The following is a 20,483-nucleotide window of genomic DNA, read 5'->3' as shown; positions in this document are numbered from 1 at the left end:
GTAACGCTTCGTGCAGCTTTTTTTATGAGATACAGCCGGATAAAAAAAGGCCGGTCTATATAGACCGGCCCGTCACCTTTTAATCAACCATAAATCAATCGTTCTTTAAAACGCGGGCTTGTCAGCCGTAGCGCTCTTGATCCGGTGTTGCAGGTCCATCAGATGGGCCTTTGTCATCAGATCGGTAGCGCGGGGCAATGCCTGCTCAATTTCTTTCTGTATAGTCAGCATGTCTACGCGTATCATAGTAGAAGCGTCTGTTTCCAGGGCGTCTGCGCTGCGTGATAATGCAACTTCCATTTCATTACCCAGGTAGGCTTTCTGCAGGTTGCGATGATAGCGGTCTATCACAACGGGCCCGCTGCCTTTCAGCTCTTTCCAGATCGCCTGGTGCAGGGTGATCATATATTTCTCAGCAGGGTAGGCCTTCGCGCCAAATTGTTCCGCCTGGTACAACAGGGTATTGATGCGTTTCAGGTCCAGCAGGCTGTTAAGCATACGGATCTGTATATCTTCTACAAAATTGGGCGTAGGTGTAATACCTGCAAGGCCGGCGCTCAGGTTAGGCGTGTTTACCTGGTTCTGTACCGCGGGGTCCAGCAGCCAGGTGGGCGTGGTGAACACCTGATCAACGATCAGGTCCATGGCGTCCTGTTGCAGTGTTTTTGATACCGGCGCCAGTACATCGCCTTGCTGACCGTCTGCTTTCAGTGTTTGCGTAACGCCGCCTATGTTTCTCAACACGTGCGTCATATAACGGGTATACTGGTTTTTCAACTCGCCATACATTTCCGTCAGGTTATCACGGGTGTCATCTTCCTCGCGGGTCCATTCCGGCAGGTGAGGCATGATGCGCTGCAAGTTTTTAATGCCGTAGGCGGTGGCTTTCACCGCATTATCGCCCAGGTCTTCCGTTTGGTTACGGGGATCAAAGCGTTGTCCTTCACCATCACCAAACCACAGGCGCGGGTTTTTGGCGTTACGGTCAGTGATCCATTTATAAGTGATCTTTTTATCTTCCTCAGCTGTTTTGGCGTGGCTGCTCTTGTAACCCCATTCAATAGCCCAGCGGTCATATTCGCCTATACGGGGAAACAGCAGTTCCTCCGGGATATGATCCTCCGGCTGCGCTACATAGTTAAAACGGGCATAGTCCATGATGCTGGCGGTATGGCCATGCGCTTTCAGGTAGCTGATGCTGCGCATGCTGTCTACCGGCGTACGGCTGCTGCTGCCAAAGTTGTGGCGCAGACCTAAGGTATGGCCCACTTCATGGCTGGATACAAAGCGGATCAGTTGTCCCATCAGCTCTTCGTCAAATTTGGCTTTACGGGCTTTGGGATCCACAGCGCCCGCCTGTATCATATACCAGTTATGCAGCAGGCTCATTACGTTGTGGTACCAGCCTATATGCGTCTGGATGATCTCGCCACTGCGCGGGTCATGCACCTGCGGGCCATAGGCGTTAGCGGTGGCGGAAGGGAAGTAGTTCAGCCAGGAGTAGCGGGCGTCTTCAATGCTCATGGTGCTATCGTTAGCCGGCCAGTCCTTACCCATAATGGCGTTCTTGAAACCAGCCTGCTCAAACGCTTTCTGCCAGTCGTTAATACCTTGTATCAGGTAAGGCCGCCATTGTTTGGGCGTAGCGGGATCTATATAGATCACGATGGGTTGTTTGGGCTCCACCAGCTCGCCTTTCTCCCATTTGGCACGGTCTTCATCCTTAGGCTCCAGGCGCCAGCGCAGGATAAAGCTCCGGCGCTCCATTTTCTGCTGATCATCGCCATAGGCATACAGGTAGTCTGCAAAATAACCTACGCGCGGGTCAAAGATCCGCTGCTGCATAGGCTCTCTGGGCAGCACAATAAAAGAGGTATGCGTTTCCAGTGTAGCCGGTTGATTGAGCTTGGTAGTGGTGTTCTTGGTGATGTTGATCTCCACATTGATAGGGTAGGTATGGATAGACTCTACATGATAATCTTTCATGAGCATCGTATTCATCGCCTTACCTGTGCTGGTCTTATCATCAATATCATTCACAAAGGATTTCTCCGTCAGGAACTTGCTCACGTCTATTACATAGCTGCTGGAGTCTTTGGAATACGCCTTGATGGGAAAGGTAACCACCACCGGGTTAATGCTGGACGCTGACACGGCTTTGTAGATCGCATTGGCGGTATCCGCCAGGTTTACGATCAGGTCATAACGCACACGGATACTGGAATCCTTTCCTTTCTCAAACTGGATGGTCTTTTGGTCCAGCTCCTCGCCTGGGAAAGCGTCATAACCTGCCGGCCCTTTGGCCAGGCGGTTGATCACCATAATATCCCGGCCCAGCAGGGAATCCGGGATCTCAAAATAAATGCTGTCTTTATATTGATGGATAGTAAACAACCCGTGCTGGGTCTTAAAATGCGGATTGATCACTTTGTCGTAAGCGCTCACCGGCGGCGGTGGCGGCTTACGGGCTGTATCCTTTTTAATGGTATCCTGTTTAGGCTTCAGGAGGTCAAGGATCTTTAGCTGGCTGTGGGCCGGTGTTGCGGCGCCCCAGCATAGCAGTGTTAGTAGTACGAGTTGTGGTATATGTCTTTTGCTGAAATGCATGGTAGCTGTTTGTAAGCGTATACTATTGCGGCAGTTTAAAAATTGCCAAATCCGTTTTGTCCTTCAAAAGAGTTGTCCAGGCTGGCAGACTGGCGGGTTATATTAAAACCCGGAGCGGAGTCCAGCAGGCGCATATAACCAGCGGCCCTGGGGGCAGAGTTACGGTCCCACAGGAATACAACCGGCAGGGAAAAAGCATCCTGCCTTTGTACCATAAAGTCCGCGCGCAGTGCCGTGGTGACAGGGCTGCTGCGCAGGTCTATCAATACGCCTGTTTTTTGCTGCTGGGCCCATTGGGTAAGCAGCATGGTGGCCAGCGGTTTGTAATGTGCTATAATGCTCAGCATCATAGAGTCTTCCGCTGCATCCGGCAGGGCAACGGAAAGCAGGGTTTCCATCTGCCCGTTAGCCATCACATCCACATACCCGGTGGCAAAAGGGAACGCGGCGTTGCCTTGCTGCATACCGTAAGGAACATACGATTCCAGGCTTTGCGAGCCGGTAAGCTCCGGCATCTTTTTGCGTGAGCTGCCACCGCCGGAAGGCGCACAGCTCTGGAAAGATAGCGTAACCGCCAGGGACAGCAGGCCGCCTGCTGACAGTAAACGTTTGCTCAGATTCATTGGTTGTTTCGTTTAAGTGTTCAGATGTTTACATGATCTCCGTATATGACGTCATCCTGGTTTAGTATTCAGGATTCTGTGACAGGTTAGGATCGTTCTGGATTTCCAGCACAGGAATAGGATAGACCAATTGGTAGGGTTTCCACGGCTGTTTATTGGGTATCGCGCCCAGTACCTGGTTGGCTTTCCCTGTTCTTTTCAGATCCAGCCAGCGGTGGCCCCATTCCGTGAACAGCTCTGTTTGGCGCTCATGGGCTACGGCAGCCAACAGGGCATCTTTGGTGCCTGCTGTAGTATTGGGCAGGCCGGCGCGGTTGCGCACCATATCCAGGTCTGCGGCTGCGCCGCCGGTGTTATTCTGCTGGGCCCTGGCTTCCGCGCGTATCAGGTATTGCTCCGCCAGGCGCAGCACCATATAATAGCGGTTAGGTTCGGTATTGGTGCTACCTAACTGGTCGGGATACTTAGCGGAATAGTAATAGAAAATGCTATGATAAGGCTCAGTAGCAGGCGTGGGCACACTGTCTATCCAGGTGGTGCGCCGTTTGTCGCCTGGCTCAAAGGCATTCGCTAGCTGAGGGGTGAGATAATAAGGCGGTATGAAGAGGGACACGAACTGGCTAAATGTAGCTGAATCCAGGAAGGTAGCCTGATCTGCTGGCGGGAACTGGCTCAATCGGACAGTTGGCACAAAAGACTTGGCTTCTGTAATAACCCCTTGCTGACTGGCCAATGGATTTTGTTTCAACTGGAAAATAGCCTCCTGGCCGTTTTTAAGGAACACGTTATTCAGATCAGCCGCCAGCGAATACAAACCGCTATTGATCACGGAGTCTGCCTGTATTTCCGCATTCTTCCAGTCCTGTTGGTACAGGTATACCCTGGCCAATAAGGCGGCCGCTCCATACTTATTCACGCGTACTCTTTCATTGCTGCCGGCAGATGAGTAATCCGGGCGCAATAGTTTAGTGGCATCCTGCAGGTCCTGTACCATCTGTTTATATACATCCGCCTGCGGGCTCCTGTGAAGGGTCGTGGTTTGACGGAAATCGGTGGTCAGTGGCATGGGTACATCGCCAAACATATTAGTCAGGTAAAAATAACAGAGGGCGCGTACAAACTTAGATTCGCCGGTGCACAAAGCCCGGGTAGAATCATCCAAAAATACGGAGGTGGAGTGGGCTACACCCTCTATGATACCATTGGCGGTATAAATGATCTTGTAGGCCGGGTCCCAGAAAATACCTTGTGTAAATGCGTTATCTCTGAGAAGTGTGTTGCTGTAAAATTGATATTCCTGCGGTATGCTGTTGCCGGAAAAGCTTTGCAGCTCGTCCGCGGAAAGACCTGCATAAATGCTGGTGGAACCATTGCTGAAATACGAGCTTCCGCTGTTTGACATCAGCTGGGAATATAAGCCGGCCAAAGCGCCGCTGGCCAGTGAATTAGAGGCAAAGGCTTCTTCAGTTGGCACCGTGGCAACGGGCGGGTCTATCTCTATCAGCTTTTTACAGCCGTTTAAACCGTACATGGCCAGTAACAGGCTAGCTGCGGCCAACACTTTCGTTCCCTTCCTTTTATATTGCAATAAGTTCATGCGTTGTCGTTTTAAATTTATCACATCATCAGAATCCGCAGGAGATACCTGCCGTAATGGTCCGGGTGGGCGGCATGGAGCCAAAATAAGTGATCTCCGGATCCAGTCCCCTGTAGTGTGTTAATACAAAGATGTTCTGGGCGCTGATATTGGCGCTCAGACTGGACATATGAAAGCGGCGCAGCCATTCAGCTGGCAGCTGATAACCCAGCACAATAGTGCCCAGGCGTATATAGCTGGCGTCTGTTATAAAACCGTCGGAGGCCGTGAAATTCATCCTGTCCATTGTTTGCAGGGTGGTTAAACGCGGCGCTTCCGCAATCTGTCCCGGAGTGGTCCAGCGGTGTTCATATGTCCATGCAGAGATGTTCTCAGGACCGCCGGGACTGGGCGTAATAGAGGCGCTCGCAAGACGTTTGGAATAACGGAAGTCCATATTCAGCATCAACGCTTTCCATCGTACGCTGTAACCAAAGCTGCCTTCATATTTGGGGGTCATGTTAATGGCTACATATCTGTCATCATCGCCAGTGCCCGGTGGTACGGTGCCGCCGGAATAGATCTTGCCATCATGGTTGTAGTCTTCATAAGTATAGTCGCCTGTTGCGGGATCTATACCGGTAAAGTGATAGAAATAATTGGCATCCAGTGATTTGCCTATCCTGTATTTGGTATAGTAGGGTGATTGCGCCAGGTCGGGATAAGAGATAAGTGTGTTCTGGTTATGGCTGATGTTGAACCGGAAATTCAGGCTTACGTCCTGGGTATTAATAAGCTGCGCATTCACATAAAACTCTACCCCGCTGTTCTGTACGTTGGCCGGAGAGTTGGCAACTACATTGGCAAAGCCGCTGAAATTGGGGGTAGGGAACTGGATCAGCTGGTCGCCGCAACGGTTGCGGTACCAGGCAATTTCCGTGCTGATCCTGTCATCCAGCATGGCAATATCCAGCGCGCCTTCCAGCTTCTTATTGGTTTGCCAGTGAAAATCCGCATTGGGCTGGATCTGTGGCACCACCGGGCCTATGCCGTTATAAGGGAGCAGCTGGGTGCCCTCTACGCCGTTGCCCCATTGGGTTAGGTATTTGTAATCACCTACCGCATCACTGCCAGTAAGGCCATAGCTGCCACGTACTTTTACAAGGCTGATGAATTCAGGCAGCCATTTACGCATCCATGATTCGTCGCTCATGATCCAGGCGGCGCCCACGGAGCCAAAGTTGCCAAACTGGTTGCCTGCTCCAAAACGGCTGCTGCCATCGCGGCGCCAGTTCAGGTTCAGGTAATATTTATCCTCATACCCATAAGAAATACGGGCAAAAGTGCCTACATACCGGTACTGGGCAGATCCGCCAGAGGCGATCCATGCCGGCGCAGCACCGATATTGTATAACAGGGCGTCGTTGGTATATTTGCTGCCCGTGATATTGGTGGCACTGGTATGAGCATTTTGCAATGTGCCGCCTGCCAGCAGGTCAAAATGACCATATCGCTCACTGTTGCCAAAACTGTAGGCCAGCTGTGGTTCCACCTGCCAGTTCTTACTTTGGGTGTTGCCAATGTTGCTGCTACCCGTAGGCGGTGTATTCGACAGCGGGTCCTGGCTGGTGATGGGGGTGATGGCAGTGGTATGGCCGTCATTGGCAGTGAAGCCTATGTTGGTCCTTGCTTCCAGCCCTTTCCATATCTTGTAGCTTAAGGCAAGGCTGGCGCTTATCTCATTACCGCTGCTGGTGTGTGGCTGCAGCAGATTCACAAAGGGGAGGGCCAGAATATTTAAGCCCCGGTACTCGTCCCAGTTGGGCTTACCGTTTTTATCAAATGGCGAAGGGGCATTGGGCGACATATTTGCCTGGCCATAACCGTTAATAGCGTTTATGGAGGTGAAGTTGTAGTTCATCGTCAGCACGGACTGGAAGCGGTTAGCGCGGTCCCGGTTGGTAATGCTGGCAGAGATGCCGGCGCTCATGCTGGAGCCCTTGGCATTGGTTATATCTGTGCTGCGGTTAATGTTGCCGCCTATATAAAAGAAACTCTGTTCTGAGCCCCCGCTCATACTGGCGTTTAGCCTGGTGTTTTTACCAGTGCCACCCCAGAAGAACTTCTGCCAGTCCGTATAACGGGTGCTGTCAAATTTAAACAGGTCCGGTGCAAAATCAGAGCCGGGAGCTGCGCTGGGGGTAATGCCATCATTTTTGAAGGCTTCCCGGCGCATTGCAAGGTATTGCTGCGTATTCAGCATGGGCCAACGGCCAGTCACAAAGTTCAGGCCCTGGTTCAGGCTAAGGCCAAACCGTGTTTTGCCCGGACTACCTTTTTTGGTGGTGATAAGGATCACCCCGTTGGCGCCCCGGCTGCCGTAAATAGCAGTAGCATCCGCATCTTTCAGCACTTCTATGGAGGCGATGTCCTGGGCGCTCATACCAAAGAACTGGTTAATACCGCCGCTGAAGCCAAAATTACCCGTTTGATCCAGTCCTTGCCCTACCATGTTGGAGCTGTAATCAGGTGACCCTGTACCCGGGTTCAGTTCCAGTATGGTGCGTGGCACACCATCCACAATATATAAAGGGTCTGATGGCATATGAGGATCAATGGCGCCACGGCCCCTGATCTCCACTTTAATACCGCCAAACTGGTAGCCGCTCTGTGGCGTGATCACCATGCCGGGCACCCTGCCCTGTAAAGCCAACAGCGGGTTATTTATTGGCTGTTTGGCAATTTCCTCACCTTTAATAGTGGTGATATTACCAGTGGTCTTCCTTTTGGTAGTAGTGCCATACGCCTGTATCACCGTTTCGTCCAACTGGCCCACATGTTTTTTAAGCGTAACGAACTTCACGGTTTCCGTTAAACCAGTGGGAACCGGTCCTACCGCTACTTCCTGCGTTTCGTAGCCAATGCTGGTTATGATCAGCGTAGCTTTCACCGGCACATACTTCAAAGTGAACTTGCCCTCATTATCCGTTACATAGCCCTGGGGCGTACCCTTTACCATCACGGTGACTCCTGAAAGGTATTTACTTTCCTCACTAACTACGAACCCAATTATACTAACGGTGCGGACTGTATCGGCGGGCGTCGCCACAACCGGCGTGGGCGCTACATCTATATAGTCATCCTGTATCTTCTTCTTTTCAATAATGATGATCTTATTCTCTATGCTATACGTCAGGGGCTGACCCTTCAACAGCTCGTCCATCACCGTTTGCACGGATGCGCCTTTTACTTTAAGGCTCACCGGCAAGGTTTCCTGCAACTCCTTTTCATTAAAAAGGATCGAGATACCCGTTTGTTTGGATACCTCCCTGAAAACGCTTTTCAGCGGCTCATTCTTTGCGGTGATCGTTACTACCTGCGATACGCTTTTGGCTGCAATATGCAGGCAGGCAAGTAACATCAAGGATGCGGTCATTCTCATAACCCTACATAATTTACTTCGTAAACATCCACTTACAACGTTCTTTGGCGTAGCGCCGTTGTAGACAGACCTGGTTGATAATACGTTCCCACAAGGGGTTTTCCCCTTAACATTAGAATACATACATTTGTGGTGTTTGGTAATGAAAATAGTCCCTGAATCAGATTATTGGCTGTTGCCAAACATTTCCTCCCGGAGGTGTTGGCGCACCTCCGGTTCTATGTTCACCCTTCTTAGATGTTAGTTGATAGTATATTTACGTCATTGGCATTGGTTTACAGGCATAAAAAATCCCCTATTCCCCCGGGATGGCCCGGAAGAACAATAGTACTTTCATTAGTATAATAACTAAGGCAGAATAGTGACTTTGTTACCCTCTATGCTGAAACGGACCCCATATCGTTCCAGTACATGTAATACGTCTGTAAGATTTACATCCCTACTGATTCGTCCCCCAAATAATCCGGCAGTTTTGCCTTTTGATTGATCTATTATCTCTATATCATACCACCGCGCCAATTGACGCATAATAGTGGGTAGATCGGTGTTATCCAGTTCAAAGAAGCCGCTTTTCCAGGCCAGCGTTCTGTCTATATCAGCATCCTGTATATGCAGGACATGCGTAGTTTTGTTCCATACAGACTGCATGCCCGGTTGTAATACCTTGCTGCCTTCCGGGCAGGATACCTGCACCGCGCCGCTTACCAGGGTAGTATGGATATTGCTTTCATCCGCATAGGCCATAACATTAAAACTTGTCCCCAATGCCGTTACCGCGGCGACGCCTACCGTCACCTTAAATGGCTGCGTTTCGTTCTGTGCTATCTCAAAATAGGCTTCGCCTGTTAATTCCACTACTCTTTCCTTACCCGTAAATGCCGTGGGGTATCTCAGGCTGGATGCTGCGTTTAGCCACACTTTGGTGCCGTCTGGCAGCACCAGCTGAAATTGCCCGCCACGAGGGATAGAAAGGACATTATAACTTGCTTCCTTAGGCTGGGTCACCGTGTATGCCAGTTGACCATTATGCTGTTGTATAGCGCCTCCCTGTACGGGGATGGTCTGGTGCCCCGTGCTATCCAGGGAGATCACAGATCCATCCGCCAGGGTAAGCGTGGCTTTATTACCGCCAGGCCGGCCATTATGCTTCAGCGTCGCTACAGACGCCGCAGGCACTGCCTGTTGCGCTGCCGGCCGTTGCCATATATAAATGCCCGCGCCGCATACGGCTACCACCGCGGCCGCTGCCCACCAACTGGTATGCCGCCTGCGCGGCAATGCACGCACCACGGCTGTCGTAGCTTCCTCCTGTGTCTGGAGGATGGTGGTCAATATATCATCTGCCACGCCTGTCTTCATCTTGTAGACCGGCGTCTGATCAGTAAAGTATTCGTCAATTACCGCTTTTACCTGCTCCTCATTCCGTTCATCGGCCAGAAATTGCTGTAACTCCGCCATCTCAACATCAGTTTGCTGTTGTTGCGCATAACGTTCAAATAAGTATATCAGCCTTTCGTTTTTCATAAATTACCCGTCGTTATTTGTAAAGACTATCTTTTTTGCGGGATGGGTTACATGGCCAGCAAAAAAATTAACAAAAAATTCAGAATGAGGAGAAAAATCAGGGAAATGGGCATCCGGGCGGTCAGGTAGGCCCTGATGGAACGCATGGCCCGGCTAAGATGCACTTTTACGGTCTCCGGGGACACGCCCAGGCGCTCTGCGATCGCCTCCCGGCCAAGGTGCTCTTCCCGGGACAGGTTATAGACCTGCTGCTGCTGGGGCGGCAGCTGCTGTACAGCGGCGTTGATCAGGGCTTCAAACTCTTTACGGTGGATGACAGACTCCGCGGCCACCGGCTCCACAGACACAAAGTCCTCCGGCAACGGCTCCAACGTTACCCGCTGCGCCCGGGCTTTTAACCAGGTATAAATATGGTTACGGGCTAATATGAACAGCCAGGACTCAAAATTGCGGATCTCCGGTAGGCCCTGTTTCTGCAGCCATACCTTCAGGAACACATCCTGTACTATTTCTTCAGCAACAACTTCGGATTTGGTGAGATGGAAGGATAGGGAGTAGATTTTTTCATGATAACGTGCATAAACCGCCGCAAAGGCCTCCTGTGACCCTTCAGCAATCAATTGGAATAATACTTTCTCGTTATCTAGATGATCGGGCATTCCGGAAACCTCTGTCTTGATCTTATCTTGATAGCGCTGTTTGCGCCTAAGGGCTTAAAAATACTAAAAATGTTAGAATTAATGCAATGAATGGATGGGACCGTTTAATCCTTCCCCCTGATCTTCTTGCCATGCATCTCACCCCACTCCGTTAAAGAACGCAGCACATCATACAAAGTATGCACATAGTCCGTAAGCCCATATTCTACATTGACAGGAGAATTCGGATCAGCTTTCCTGGTCACAAAACCATTCAGCTCCAGGTCTTTCAGCTCCGCGGACAATACCCGGGCAGAGATGCCGGTCAGCGCCCGCTGCAGCTCATTAAACCGGTTATGTCCCTGGCCTATGGCAGATATGACCTGCAGCTTCCATTTGCCGCCGATCACAAAGAGCGCATCACGGATCGCGCCCAGGCTATTCTGGCACTCGTACGGGGTAGGGTAGGTGGTGGGTTGCTCGTTATGTTCCATAGATCTGAGTTTCGCTTACCCCTTGGTAACCACTAACCTGTAGTATACTAAGGGCAAACCGGTGTTTAATGTAGGTAGCTTTGCAACAGTAAAATTATAATAATGAAAGGAATTAAAATCACCTATTGGGTAACTACTGCATTGGTCGCGCTGATGATGGTGTACTCAGCCTATGCCTATTTTTCCGATCCTGCTGTTGCACAGGGTTTCCATCACCTGGGTTACCCGGATTATTTCCGCGTACAGCTGGCCATTGCCAAACTGATTGGCGTGGTACTGCTGCTGGCGCCGGTAGGCCCGCGTTTTAAGGAATGGACCTACGCAGGTTTCACTTTTACCTTTATTTCCGCCACCATCGCACACAGCGTTTCCGGCGATCCCTTCTTTATGCCGGTGATCATGCTGTTATTCCTGGCGGCGTCGTATATAACGTTACATAAGCTAAACGGCGTAAAGACAGCTTAAGTAGATAGAATGATAATATATATAATGGAGGGCGTTGTATATATCGATACAACGCCCTCTTATTGTTCCCTCGTCGATTAACTTTAAAAAGAAACGGCCGACATAGTTGTACGTACAATGATCGGTTCACCTATAAGTGTGGGTATATTCCAGGTATATCCTCCGCTTAATACGAACAGGAGTGAAGCCACAGGTGATCCCGCAACCGCTATAGTTCCCTGTATTAATCCAGAGATTTTTCCTGTATTAGGAGGGCCAAGCGTTGGGAGTGTAGCTGTTACCAGGTTTGCCGGACTAATTGATGTAATAGTTCCTGGCCCGGTATAAGCCAACTGCGCATCATGAGGGTAATTTTCAACAACAGCTGTCGGCCAAAGGCTATAATGCACTTTGATTCTTAAAGCATATATCAGACCAAACTGAAAAGTATGCAAAGTGTTTTGGATTGTACATGTTACAATTGGATTCGCGGTGTAAGTGATATCCCAGGAGCCATTGTGATCAGTCACCGGAGGTGTCGTTGGATCCTGGGTTAATGGAACCTCAGCATCCTGAGCCCTGGCGCCGGCCTGGCTGTTTGGCGGTTGTATGGTGTCAGTAGATTGCAAATCTTTGCCAACAAAGCTATTGACATAATCATAGGCTGCTTTATACGTGTCAAAGTTCAGGTTGAGCGTACCAACAGGTGTAATGCCAGCATCTTTGATGGAGTCTGCCTTTACAGTGTTATGATGTAACAGCTGTATTACTTTTTCTTTATAGGCTAAATCCTGACTTTCATCGGGGGCTGATACATTATCTTTTTTACAGGATGCAATGATCAGAATAAAAATTAATAGGGGAAATAACTTTAGTGCTTTCATACGGTAATGTCCGGGTTTTGGTAAAAAAATGTATCGTGTGACAAGGGAACACAATTGTAATGTAGGTACAGGAAATAGTAATAAAATGGTAATGGGTTAAAATGGGCCACTCAAACATGCTAATATCTATATATGACGCTGTAAGATATTATTTGTGGTTAAAATTTACAAATTATATTTCTCGCCTATTGACAATCAAAAAAAATCCGCTTAATTTCAATAGATCGCTTGTAATATCCACTCCCCTCGAAAACCCGAAATCAAAATGAGCTATCCACTCAAACACGTCCTCATCGCAGGTGCTGTAAGCATCTCTTTATTATCTGCATGTAGCAAATCCGCCCTTGTTACACCCGTTGAGCAGCAAAATACAGCAGTACCAAACGAAAAAAACGGCGCCCTCGCCCCGCTGACCCTTACGCCCGTTGGCTCCGTTGCCTATACCAGCAACGGCCTCACTGTCGTATTCACCAACAATTACTCCAACCTTGACGATGCGCTGCGTCAACGGATGGTAAACACTTTCTTTAGCGTATACCCGCAGCTGCGCACCCGCTTTAACACCAACGCAGCTACCAGCGTTACCTTTATTATGGACCCTAATTATAACGGCGTTGCGGCTACCTCCGGTACCGTAGTCCGGTATAGCGCGTCCTATTTTCAAACGCATGCCAGTGATATAGATGTGGTTACCCACGAAATAATGCATATCGTACAGGCCTATACGGGCGGCGCGCCCGGCTGGCTCACGGAAGGTATTGCAGACTACGTGCGCTATAAATATGGCGTTGATAACGCCGGCGCCGGCTGGTCATTGCCCAACTGGTCCTCCAGCCAGTCCTATACGGACGCGTACCGTGTTACCGCCCGTTTCCTGGTATGGATCGAGCGGCATGGGCATCCCAGCATCGTGAACGACCTGAATACCCGTTTGCGTAATCACACCTACACCAGCAGTACCTGGAGCACCCTCACCGGTGAAACCGTTGATCAGCTCTGGGCCGATTATTCTGCCAACCCTGCTTTATAACGATCTAAACCTTTACAGGAGTAGCGCTGCCGTGCTGTTATTCTCACACCGGGGAGTGATGAGCAAACGATCCGCTTGCGGCAACGCTATTTCTGCTTTTTGTTCCTTTATTTAAAACAAGACCATATGAGAAAAACACCTTGCCTGGCTGGCTTGCTGTCCGGCCTGTTGCTGCTGGCAACCGCCTGCAAAAAGGAAGCAGCGCCTTCCGCCCTTTCACCAGATAATGCTACGCCAAACGTAAAGGCCTCCGCCCTCCTGGCCGATCCTCCCACTACCTGGCAGGAGCATTGGTTTGAGCACGTACAGCTCCTGCACCGCGTATTTTTTGATAACGATGTAGCAGTATATTTCGATAATGATGTGAACAGCAGCATCACCTGGCCCAATACTTATATGGGCGATGTGTGGCGTTATACCAAAAGCGTATACGGCTCCTTTGGCGCTGATACGCGCCTGTTCGCTATCTTCCATACGGGCAAGTACAGCGGCGGCCATCCGTCTACCTACTTCGACGCCAGCCACGATTTCCGTAATGTGATCGATGTTGGCTCCAACAGCAGTAATGCCTGGACGGCCGGTACCGGCAACGACCTGGATATCACCACCCACGAGGTGGCCCACATCGTGGAAAGCGCTTCCAAAAGCGTGCACAACTCGCCCGCCTTCAACATCTGGGGCGATAGCAAATGGGCGGAGATCTTTATCTACGATGTATATAGAGGCCTGGGCAGAACAGCGGACGCTACCCGCTGGTATAACCTCATGATCAACAACACGGATAATTTCCCCCGTGCAGGTACCCAGTGGTTCAAAAACTGGTTCTATCCCATTTACCAGACTGGTGGTTCCGCCACGCTGAATAAGTACTTTCAGCTGCTTGCCCAGTACTTTCCCAAAAGCGGACAGAACTACGCCCGCGATCTGAACATGGGAGAGTTTGTTCACTTCTGGAGCGGCGCCGCCGGCAGGAACCTGAAAGCGCAGGCCACCACCGCCTTTGGATGGACCAGCACCTATGAGTCGCAGTTCAACAAGGCAAGAAGGGATTTTCCCGGCGTAACGTATTGATAAATACGCCTATTCAAACAAGGGGCCGGCCATACGATTGGCCGGCCCTCGTTTATCGCCATCATTATCATCAATAATCTTTATATTTACACGAATAAAGTTGCTGGAACGGCCTTTAATCAGTAACATCTTTGGGGACAATACATAGGGGACAATTACCTGTTTTATAAACAGGATCATAGCGGGAAATACAGTGAAAGAATGAGAAGGATAGTAATATTACATATTCTGATATGTATTAATGCTATGAAAAAAATGCTATTATTGTACCGAGAGTCATACTAGGCAATACCTATAAACCTATCCGATGAAACTTAGTGGAGATGAACAATACTTACAGCAGGCATTGCAGCTTGCTCCCATTGGCGCTTTTCTTTCAGATACGGATGGAAATTGCTTCTTCGTAAACAAAGAGTGGGAAAATATTACCGGTCTTACCTTTGAACAGGCAGCCGGTAAAGGCTGGCATCAGGTTATAATTGGTAAGGACATCCCTGAAATAGCCACTGTGGTGCAGGCTACCGTTGCCAACCAGGGAGAGCCGTTCAAATTTTTGCACCGCATACTGCACCCGCAAAAAGGAAAACGTTATTGCACTACTACCGCCCGGTTTGTAGCAGGCGTTTTTGGCAATTACCTGATAGGCTACCTGCAGGATATTACCGGAGAGCGGGAGGCCGAAGCCCGTCAGCAGGAGCTCACCTCACACCTGCAGGCCCTGCTCACTTCCCTGGAAGATATTGTATTTGAGATGGACGGCAACCAGCGTTTTAAGAACGTTTGGGTGTCTGACGAAGGCCTGTTGTTCATGCCCCGGGAGCTTTTCCTGGGCAAGACCGTGTCTGAGGTCATGGGCGCCATGTCCGCCCCCTTTATCGCCGTTATTGACGAAGTAAGCCGCACCGGCGAAGTACGCGAAGTAACCTACAAACACATCGACCCCTCCATTAACCAATGGTTCCACGCCAGCGTCCGCCCTGTGATCCAGGCGCCGGACCCGGCAGACCAGGTAATAGTGCTCAGCATACAGGATATTACCGCCCAGAAACTGGCAGAGATTTCCCTGCAGGAAACAAAAGACCGCCTGGAGCTCAGCAACCAGCTGCTGGACGTTAGCCAGCAGCTGAGCCAGACCGGTGGTTGGGAATATAACGTGCACACTGGCCAGATCTTCTGGACCAGGCAAACCTACCTGCTGTACGATGTACCGCCGGACTTTGTGCCCACCCTGGAGAATACCCGCAGCTTCTTTGAAGAAGACGACCAGATGGCCATGGGCACTTATACCGCAGCAGCCATTCACGACCGGCGGCCCTACGATATAGAGCTGCGTGTTATCACCGCCATGGGGGTACGCAAATGGATCCGCGCTATAGGCGTGCCGGTTATCCGGGATGAGGAAGTAGTGATGATCCGCGGCGCCCTTATGGATATTACCCGCATGAAGGAAGCAGAGCTGGAGCTCATCCGCGCCAAAGACATGGCGGAAGAAGCCGCCAAAGCCAAGTCCGATTTCCTCTCCATCATGAGCCACGAGATCAGGACCCCGCTCAATGGTATCATCGGCATCACCAACCTGCTTAAATTAAACTATACCGCAGAGCAGGAAGAGTATATCCATAACCTGCTCTTTTCCGCAGATCATCTTTTACAGCTTATCAACGATATACTGGACCTCAACAAGATGGAGCGGGAGCAGTTTGATCTCACCTATACAGAAATCTCCCTGCACCAGCTGATCCGTAATATCAGGAACCAGTTTAAATCCCTGGCGCTTACCAAAGGCATAGAGCTGGTGAGCCAGGTAGGCAAGGAGATCCCGGATAAAGTGCTGGCAGACCCCATCCGCCTGGCGCAGATCCTGAATAACCTGGTCAGCAACGCCGTAAAGTATACGGATACAGGAACGGTCACCATCTCTCTGCAGCTGCTGGAGTCTGAGCAAAAGAACAAGATCACCGTGCATTTTTCCGTAAAGGATACCGGTATCGGCATCCCGGAGGAATACCATGAAACTGTATTCGAAAGCTTCCGCCAGGTACAGCAAGCCGCCTACAGGGAGCAGGAAGGTACAGGCCTGGGCCTCACCATTACCCGCAAGCTGGTGGCGCTCCATAACAGCCGCCTGTACCTGGAAAGTACGCCCGGCGTAGGCACAGAGTTCTATTTTGACCTGGTGTTTGAGCTGCCCATCAAAAAAAGCCGCCTGCCCAAACGGGCGCAGCTCACGGAGCTCTCCGCCTATTCAAAACGGTTCAGGAATTTACGCGTGCTTTTTGTGGAGGATAATCCCATCAATATCATGGTGGCCAAAAACCAGCTGGAGTATTTTGGCATTTTGCCAGACTGTGCTCAGGGAGGTAAGGAAGCGCTGGAACTATTAGAAGAGAACACTTACGATGTTGCGCTGGTAGACCTGCACATGCCCGGTATGGATGGTTATGAGCTGGCAGAGATCATCCGTAATAAATACCATGAGATCCACATCGTTGTATTTACGGCGGATATTATGCCGGAAGTGCGCCGCAAGTTCGCCCGCATGGGTATTTTCGATATCCTTAATAAACCGTTCTTCCCCCGGGAGATGCTGGCTACGTTATTAAAGATCGCGCAGATCCGTAAGATGGAATTATAAACAAAACACGATTAAATATAAATTGGCCCCAAAGTATCAGACTCCGGGGCCAATTCGCTTATAGCAGATCTTACTGCTTCACCACTTTCAATACCAACACTTCATTCTTTTCATTCATCAGCTGCACCATATACATACCCGCCGGTAATTGCCGCAGATCGATCCGGTAGGTGCCTGCTATCTTACCTTGTTGTGATAGACCGGTCATCCACGCATGTCCGGTGAGCGCCACTATTTTCACCTGTTTGATCGCTTCACTGCTGCGGATCTGCGCCTGGTCATTTACTACCGGGTTCGGATATACTGCGGCGGTCCATGTGGCGGGGACGGTGGATGATTGGCTACCCATGCCAACCAGCCGTGCGCCCGCACTGTGCAATGCCCCATACGCTTCCAGCTCAAAAATGGAATAACCATACGGTGTTGTACGCGCTGTGCCATAGATGCGCAGGTAGCGCCCATGGTTGCTAAGCCCTGTATGCTCATTCACCAGTGCGGTATTACCGCTTACATTCTTTAACAAATTCCAGTTCAATGTATCATTAGATACCTGTACCAGGTAGTCCCTGCCGGCAGCTGTTTCCCAGGTGATCTTTACCCGGTTGATATCATAGTCTGCGCCAAGATCTACCCGTATCCACTGCGGATCGCTGAACGCGCTGGACCAGCGGGTGCCGGTATTCCCATCTACCGCATTAGGGCCGGTGAACGTGCTGTTCTCTGATCCGGATACCCGTACCGGTTTGTTCAGCGCCAGGTTAGGCCCATTGCCGGTAGGCGTGGAGGTTTCATAATACACGTTATCAATATAGAAGCTAGCAGCAGTGGCAGGCGCATCGCCGGAGAAAGTAAATGCCTGCGAAACAGTGGCCAGGTTGGTGCCGGTAAGCGAGCTAACGGGGATGATCACCTCATGCCACTGCCCATCACGCACCAATCCCAGCTTTTGCTCGCCGCCGGCAAAATTGATATCCGTTTGCCCGTTCAGGGAGATCACGCTAAAACGGAAAGAGCCCTGATACGTGGTCTTGAAACGGAATTTCAGGTTGCCATTGGCAAAATGCGTCAGGTCGCGCACATCATGAGAGGCGCCCAGTCCAAACCAGTTATTGGCTGCCGCGGTAAAGGCCATCACCTGTGCGCCCTCATAGGGCGCCGCGCCGGCAATGGTGGTGAGGTTATTCCATACATACAGGTTGGCGTCCAGCCCGTAAGTAAGCTTTTCCGTAATAGCCGCATCCTCGCTGTACACCCCGAATTTATCCGCCACGATCTTGTTATCCTGCACCGTGATCGTTACCGGAGCGGAGGTAGTGCTTAGTTTACCGTTATCCGTAGCTTTTACGGTCAAGGTATAACTGCCTTGATCCACATTGGCCCAGGTGAAATTATAAGGCGGTTTATTCAGCGTGCCAAGCAGCGTGCTTCCATTATAGAACTCCACTTTATAGATCAGCCCATTATCCGTAATATTTGTATTGATCACCACATTGGCCGGCTTGCGGTACGGCGTGCTGGCAGTGGGAGCGCTGATACTTACCTGCGGCGGCGTATTATTGGGCCCCGCTACCAGCGCCGTTACCGGTTGGGAAGCAGTGGTCTTGCCCTGGTTATCGGTAGCCTTGGCAATAAGGGTGGCCACAGTTTGGGTGGATGTGTTCCAGGTAAAATTAAAAGGCGCGCTGGTCTTGCTGCCCAGGTATACGCTGCCATTAAAGAAATCCACCTTGCTGATGCTGCCATTGGCGTCGCTGGCATTGGTTTGTATATTGATGGCAGCCGGGGTGGTGAATACCGCTTCATTGGCCAGGTTGGTGATGGACACCTTAGGCGCGGGATTATCGGATACGCCACCGGTATAATAGATATTATCAAAATAGAAATCAGCCGCTGCGGCCGGCGCATCGCCGGAGAACATAAACAACTGGGTAACCTGCACCAGGTCTACCGCGCCAAAAGCGCTTACGGGAATGGTGACCTCATGCCATTGGCCATCACGTACCAATCCGTAGGCGTTGCCGGTAAAGTTCACCCAGCCTTCTCCGGCGTCTGTAGCAATACCTACTTTAAACGGGGCAGAGGAGCTGGTCTTCATATGGAATTTAAGGCTGCCGCCGGCGTAATTGCTCATGTTGATCATGTCATTGGCTACGCCAAGGCCGTACCAGGTACCGGCATTGGCATGAAATGCCCATACATTGCTGCCTTCAAACGGGGCAGGGGCGGGGCTCGTAATATTGGTGATATTATTCCACAGGAACAGGTTAGCGCCCTGCCCAAACGTTACTTTGCTGTCTACCGGCGTGTTATCCGTAAAGATGCCGTAGTTGCCTTCCGGCGCATTGTTGCTGCCCAGTATCAGCTCTTCGCCCTGGGTAAGATCCTGGTACAGCTTTATATAATCTATCTCCATACGGCCGGGCAGGGGCGCGGTAACGCCGGCGGCTGTATGAATATTGGGATAATTGCCGCCTACCGCCAGGTTCAGTATGATATAGAACGGGTTGCGGAAAGCTTCAAACCCGTTGTTGCCATCAATGGCAATCCGGTAGTAGGGGCTGTTATCCAGGAAGATGGTGATGAACTGCGGGTCCCACTCCAGCCGGTACAGGTGGAAATCATCGCTGAGGTTGGCCGCTTCATTCACCGTGTCTTTGGCATAGGTGGCATGCCCGGTATAACCGCCGGGGTTCTCTGTCCACCAGTGTACGGCGGCGCTAACGGTCTTGTCGGCCTTACCCGCGGCCAGGGCGCCGGCAAACCCCATTTCCAGGATATCCACCTCGCCGTTGCGCGGCCAGGTACCGCCGGTAGCGCCCAGCAGCCAGAAGGCGGGCCACAGGCCATTGCTCACCTGCGGCGCTTTAATACGGGCTTCCAGCGCGCCATAACGGAAAGATACCCTTCCGCTGGTCTTGATACGGGCAGAGGTAAAGGGTTTGCCGCCCATGGTCTCGCGCCGCGCTTCCAGCACCAGGCGGCCGTTCTCGATCCGCACGTTCTCCGTGCGGTTGGTATAATACTCCAGCTCGGCATTTCCCCAGCCGCAGTTGCCTTTGGCGCAACCATCGCCGGTTTCATAGGTCCAGTACTGGGAGTTCAGCGCGCCGCCGGTAAAATTGTCTTCCCATACCAGCTGCCGCTGGGCCTGGGTGATAAAAGGCCATAAAAACAGGCTAACAATAGTGAGCAGGCACATGCGTTGCGCCAACAGACATTTTTTGTACATAGGGCTTCTCATTATGGAGAGTTTTGATGAACGTGGATCAATAAATACAGTTACAGATCGGTAAGGGCTTTGAGGGCTACCGGATAAAGGCTACAAATACGGTTCAGTATATACAAAAATAAGGAATGGACAGCACTGCCGGAGCGCTATCCATCGTTTTTTTGTTTTGTCCGGTTTAGTAAGCCGTTGGTCCTCACTGCTGGAACATACACCACAAAACGGGTGACAAAAAATATTTAAAAACTTCCTAAATTACGACCCTGTATCACGCTATAGTTATAACGCG

13 protein-coding genes are annotated in these 20,483 nt (G+C 50.8%); 4 read left to right on the top strand and 9 right to left on the bottom strand.

The annotated features are described in order from the left end of the window. Positions 1–105: 105 nt before the first annotated feature. From F0L74_RS22295 to F0L74_RS22265, 7 genes are all read right to left on the bottom strand, one after another. The gene (locus F0L74_RS22295; RefSeq protein ID WP_149840127.1) at positions 106–2,607 is read right to left on the bottom strand and encodes a zinc-dependent metalloprotease; all 2,502 of its coding nucleotides are present in this window, start codon (positions 2,605–2,607) and stop codon (positions 106–108) included. A 35-nt stretch (positions 2,608–2,642) separates the two neighbouring features. After that, positions 2,643–3,230, bottom strand: a complete 588-nt coding sequence (locus F0L74_RS22290; RefSeq protein ID WP_149840126.1) for a hypothetical protein — start codon at positions 3,228–3,230, stop codon at positions 2,643–2,645. A gap of 61 nt (positions 3,231–3,291) precedes the next feature. Beyond that, positions 3,292–4,827 (bottom strand): RagB/SusD family nutrient uptake outer membrane protein, encoded by a 1,536-nt coding sequence (locus tag F0L74_RS33930; RefSeq protein ID WP_149840125.1) that lies wholly within the window; start codon positions 4,825–4,827, stop codon positions 3,292–3,294. 28 nt (positions 4,828–4,855) lie between these two features. After that, a complete protein-coding gene (locus tag F0L74_RS22280; RefSeq protein WP_188316111.1) occupies positions 4,856–8,248 on the bottom strand; it encodes a SusC/RagA family TonB-linked outer membrane protein in 3,393 nt (1,130 codons plus the stop codon). A gap of 348 nt (positions 8,249–8,596) precedes the next feature. Continuing rightward, positions 8,597–9,772 (bottom strand): FecR family protein, encoded by a 1,176-nt coding sequence (locus F0L74_RS22275; RefSeq protein WP_149840123.1) that lies wholly within the window; start codon positions 9,770–9,772, stop codon positions 8,597–8,599. A gap of 47 nt (positions 9,773–9,819) precedes the next feature. Then, entirely contained in the window at positions 9,820–10,431 is a 612-nt protein-coding gene (locus F0L74_RS22270) for an RNA polymerase sigma factor (protein WP_149840122.1), read from the bottom strand. A 104-nt stretch (positions 10,432–10,535) separates the two neighbouring features. Further along, entirely contained in the window at positions 10,536–10,904 is a 369-nt protein-coding gene (locus F0L74_RS22265; protein ID WP_149840121.1) for a winged helix-turn-helix transcriptional regulator, read from the bottom strand. 102 nt (positions 10,905–11,006) lie between these two features. On the opposite strand from F0L74_RS22265, the gene F0L74_RS22260 reads away from it, so the two are divergent. Beyond that, the gene (locus F0L74_RS22260; protein WP_149840120.1) at positions 11,007–11,369 is read left to right on the top strand and encodes a DoxX family protein; all 363 of its coding nucleotides are present in this window, start codon (positions 11,007–11,009) and stop codon (positions 11,367–11,369) included. A gap of 83 nt (positions 11,370–11,452) precedes the next feature. Here F0L74_RS22260 and F0L74_RS22255 read toward each other — a convergent pair whose 3' ends face one another. Beyond that, positions 11,453–12,232 (bottom strand): hypothetical protein, encoded by a 780-nt coding sequence (locus F0L74_RS22255; RefSeq protein ID WP_149840119.1) that lies wholly within the window; start codon positions 12,230–12,232, stop codon positions 11,453–11,455. A 265-nt stretch (positions 12,233–12,497) separates the two neighbouring features. Here F0L74_RS22255 and F0L74_RS22250 point away from each other — a divergent pair, with 265 nt between their 5' ends. The 3 genes from F0L74_RS22250 to F0L74_RS22240 all read left to right on the top strand — a co-directional run bounded on the left by F0L74_RS22250 (position 12,498) and on the right by F0L74_RS22240 (position 16,968). Continuing rightward, positions 12,498–13,262 (top strand): basic secretory protein-like protein, encoded by a 765-nt coding sequence (locus F0L74_RS22250; protein ID WP_149840118.1) that lies wholly within the window; start codon positions 12,498–12,500, stop codon positions 13,260–13,262. A 126-nt stretch (positions 13,263–13,388) separates the two neighbouring features. Then, complete coding sequence (locus tag F0L74_RS22245; RefSeq protein WP_149840117.1) at positions 13,389–14,333, top strand: hypothetical protein; 945 nt, start codon at positions 13,389–13,391, stop codon at positions 14,331–14,333. A gap of 307 nt (positions 14,334–14,640) precedes the next feature. Continuing rightward, positions 14,641–16,968 carry a PAS domain-containing hybrid sensor histidine kinase/response regulator gene (locus tag F0L74_RS22240; RefSeq protein WP_149840116.1) on the top strand — a complete coding sequence of 776 codons (2,328 nt, stop codon included), beginning with the start codon at positions 14,641–14,643 and terminating at the stop codon, positions 16,966–16,968. A 70-nt stretch (positions 16,969–17,038) separates the two neighbouring features. Here the strand turns inward: F0L74_RS22240 and F0L74_RS22235 are convergent, their stop codons facing one another. Further along, entirely contained in the window at positions 17,039–20,197 is a 3,159-nt protein-coding gene (locus F0L74_RS22235; RefSeq protein ID WP_188316110.1) for an Ig-like domain-containing protein, read from the bottom strand. Positions 20,198–20,483: the final 286 nt, after the last annotated feature.

Source organism: Chitinophaga agrisoli (genome assembly GCF_008386695.1).
In the GTDB taxonomy this organism is placed as follows: domain Bacteria; phylum Bacteroidota; class Bacteroidia; order Chitinophagales; family Chitinophagaceae; genus Chitinophaga; species Chitinophaga agrisoli.
This window is presented reverse-complemented; position numbering and strand designations above follow the sequence as displayed.

Excerpts from the sequence above, each read along its gene's own strand:
- F0L74_RS22295 (WP_149840127.1), bottom strand. The coding sequence starts at position 2,607 with ATGCATTTCAGCAAAAGACATATACCACAACTCGTACTACTAACACTG.
- F0L74_RS22290 (WP_149840126.1), bottom strand. The coding sequence starts at position 3,230 with ATGAATCTGAGCAAACGTTTACTGTCAGCAGGCGGCCTGCTGTCCCTG.
- F0L74_RS33930 (WP_149840125.1), bottom strand. The coding sequence starts at position 4,827 with ATGAACTTATTGCAATATAAAAGGAAGGGAACGAAAGTGTTGGCCGCA.
- F0L74_RS22280 (WP_188316111.1), bottom strand. The coding sequence starts at position 8,248 with ATGAGAATGACCGCATCCTTGATGTTACTTGCCTGCCTGCATATTGCA.
- F0L74_RS22275 (WP_149840123.1), bottom strand. The coding sequence starts at position 9,772 with ATGAAAAACGAAAGGCTGATATACTTATTTGAACGTTATGCGCAACAA.
- F0L74_RS22270 (WP_149840122.1), bottom strand. The coding sequence starts at position 10,431 with ATGCCCGATCATCTAGATAACGAGAAAGTATTATTCCAATTGATTGCT.
- F0L74_RS22265 (WP_149840121.1), bottom strand. The coding sequence starts at position 10,904 with ATGGAACATAACGAGCAACCCACCACCTACCCTACCCCGTACGAGTGC.
- F0L74_RS22260 (WP_149840120.1), top strand. The coding sequence starts at position 11,007 with ATGAAAGGAATTAAAATCACCTATTGGGTAACTACTGCATTGGTCGCG.
- F0L74_RS22255 (WP_149840119.1), bottom strand. The coding sequence starts at position 12,232 with ATGAAAGCACTAAAGTTATTTCCCCTATTAATTTTTATTCTGATCATT.
- F0L74_RS22250 (WP_149840118.1), top strand. The coding sequence starts at position 12,498 with ATGAGCTATCCACTCAAACACGTCCTCATCGCAGGTGCTGTAAGCATC.
- F0L74_RS22245 (WP_149840117.1), top strand. The coding sequence starts at position 13,389 with ATGAGAAAAACACCTTGCCTGGCTGGCTTGCTGTCCGGCCTGTTGCTG.
- F0L74_RS22240 (WP_149840116.1), top strand. The coding sequence starts at position 14,641 with ATGAAACTTAGTGGAGATGAACAATACTTACAGCAGGCATTGCAGCTT.
- F0L74_RS22235 (WP_188316110.1), bottom strand. The coding sequence starts at position 20,197 with ATGTACAAAAAATGTCTGTTGGCGCAACGCATGTGCCTGCTCACTATT.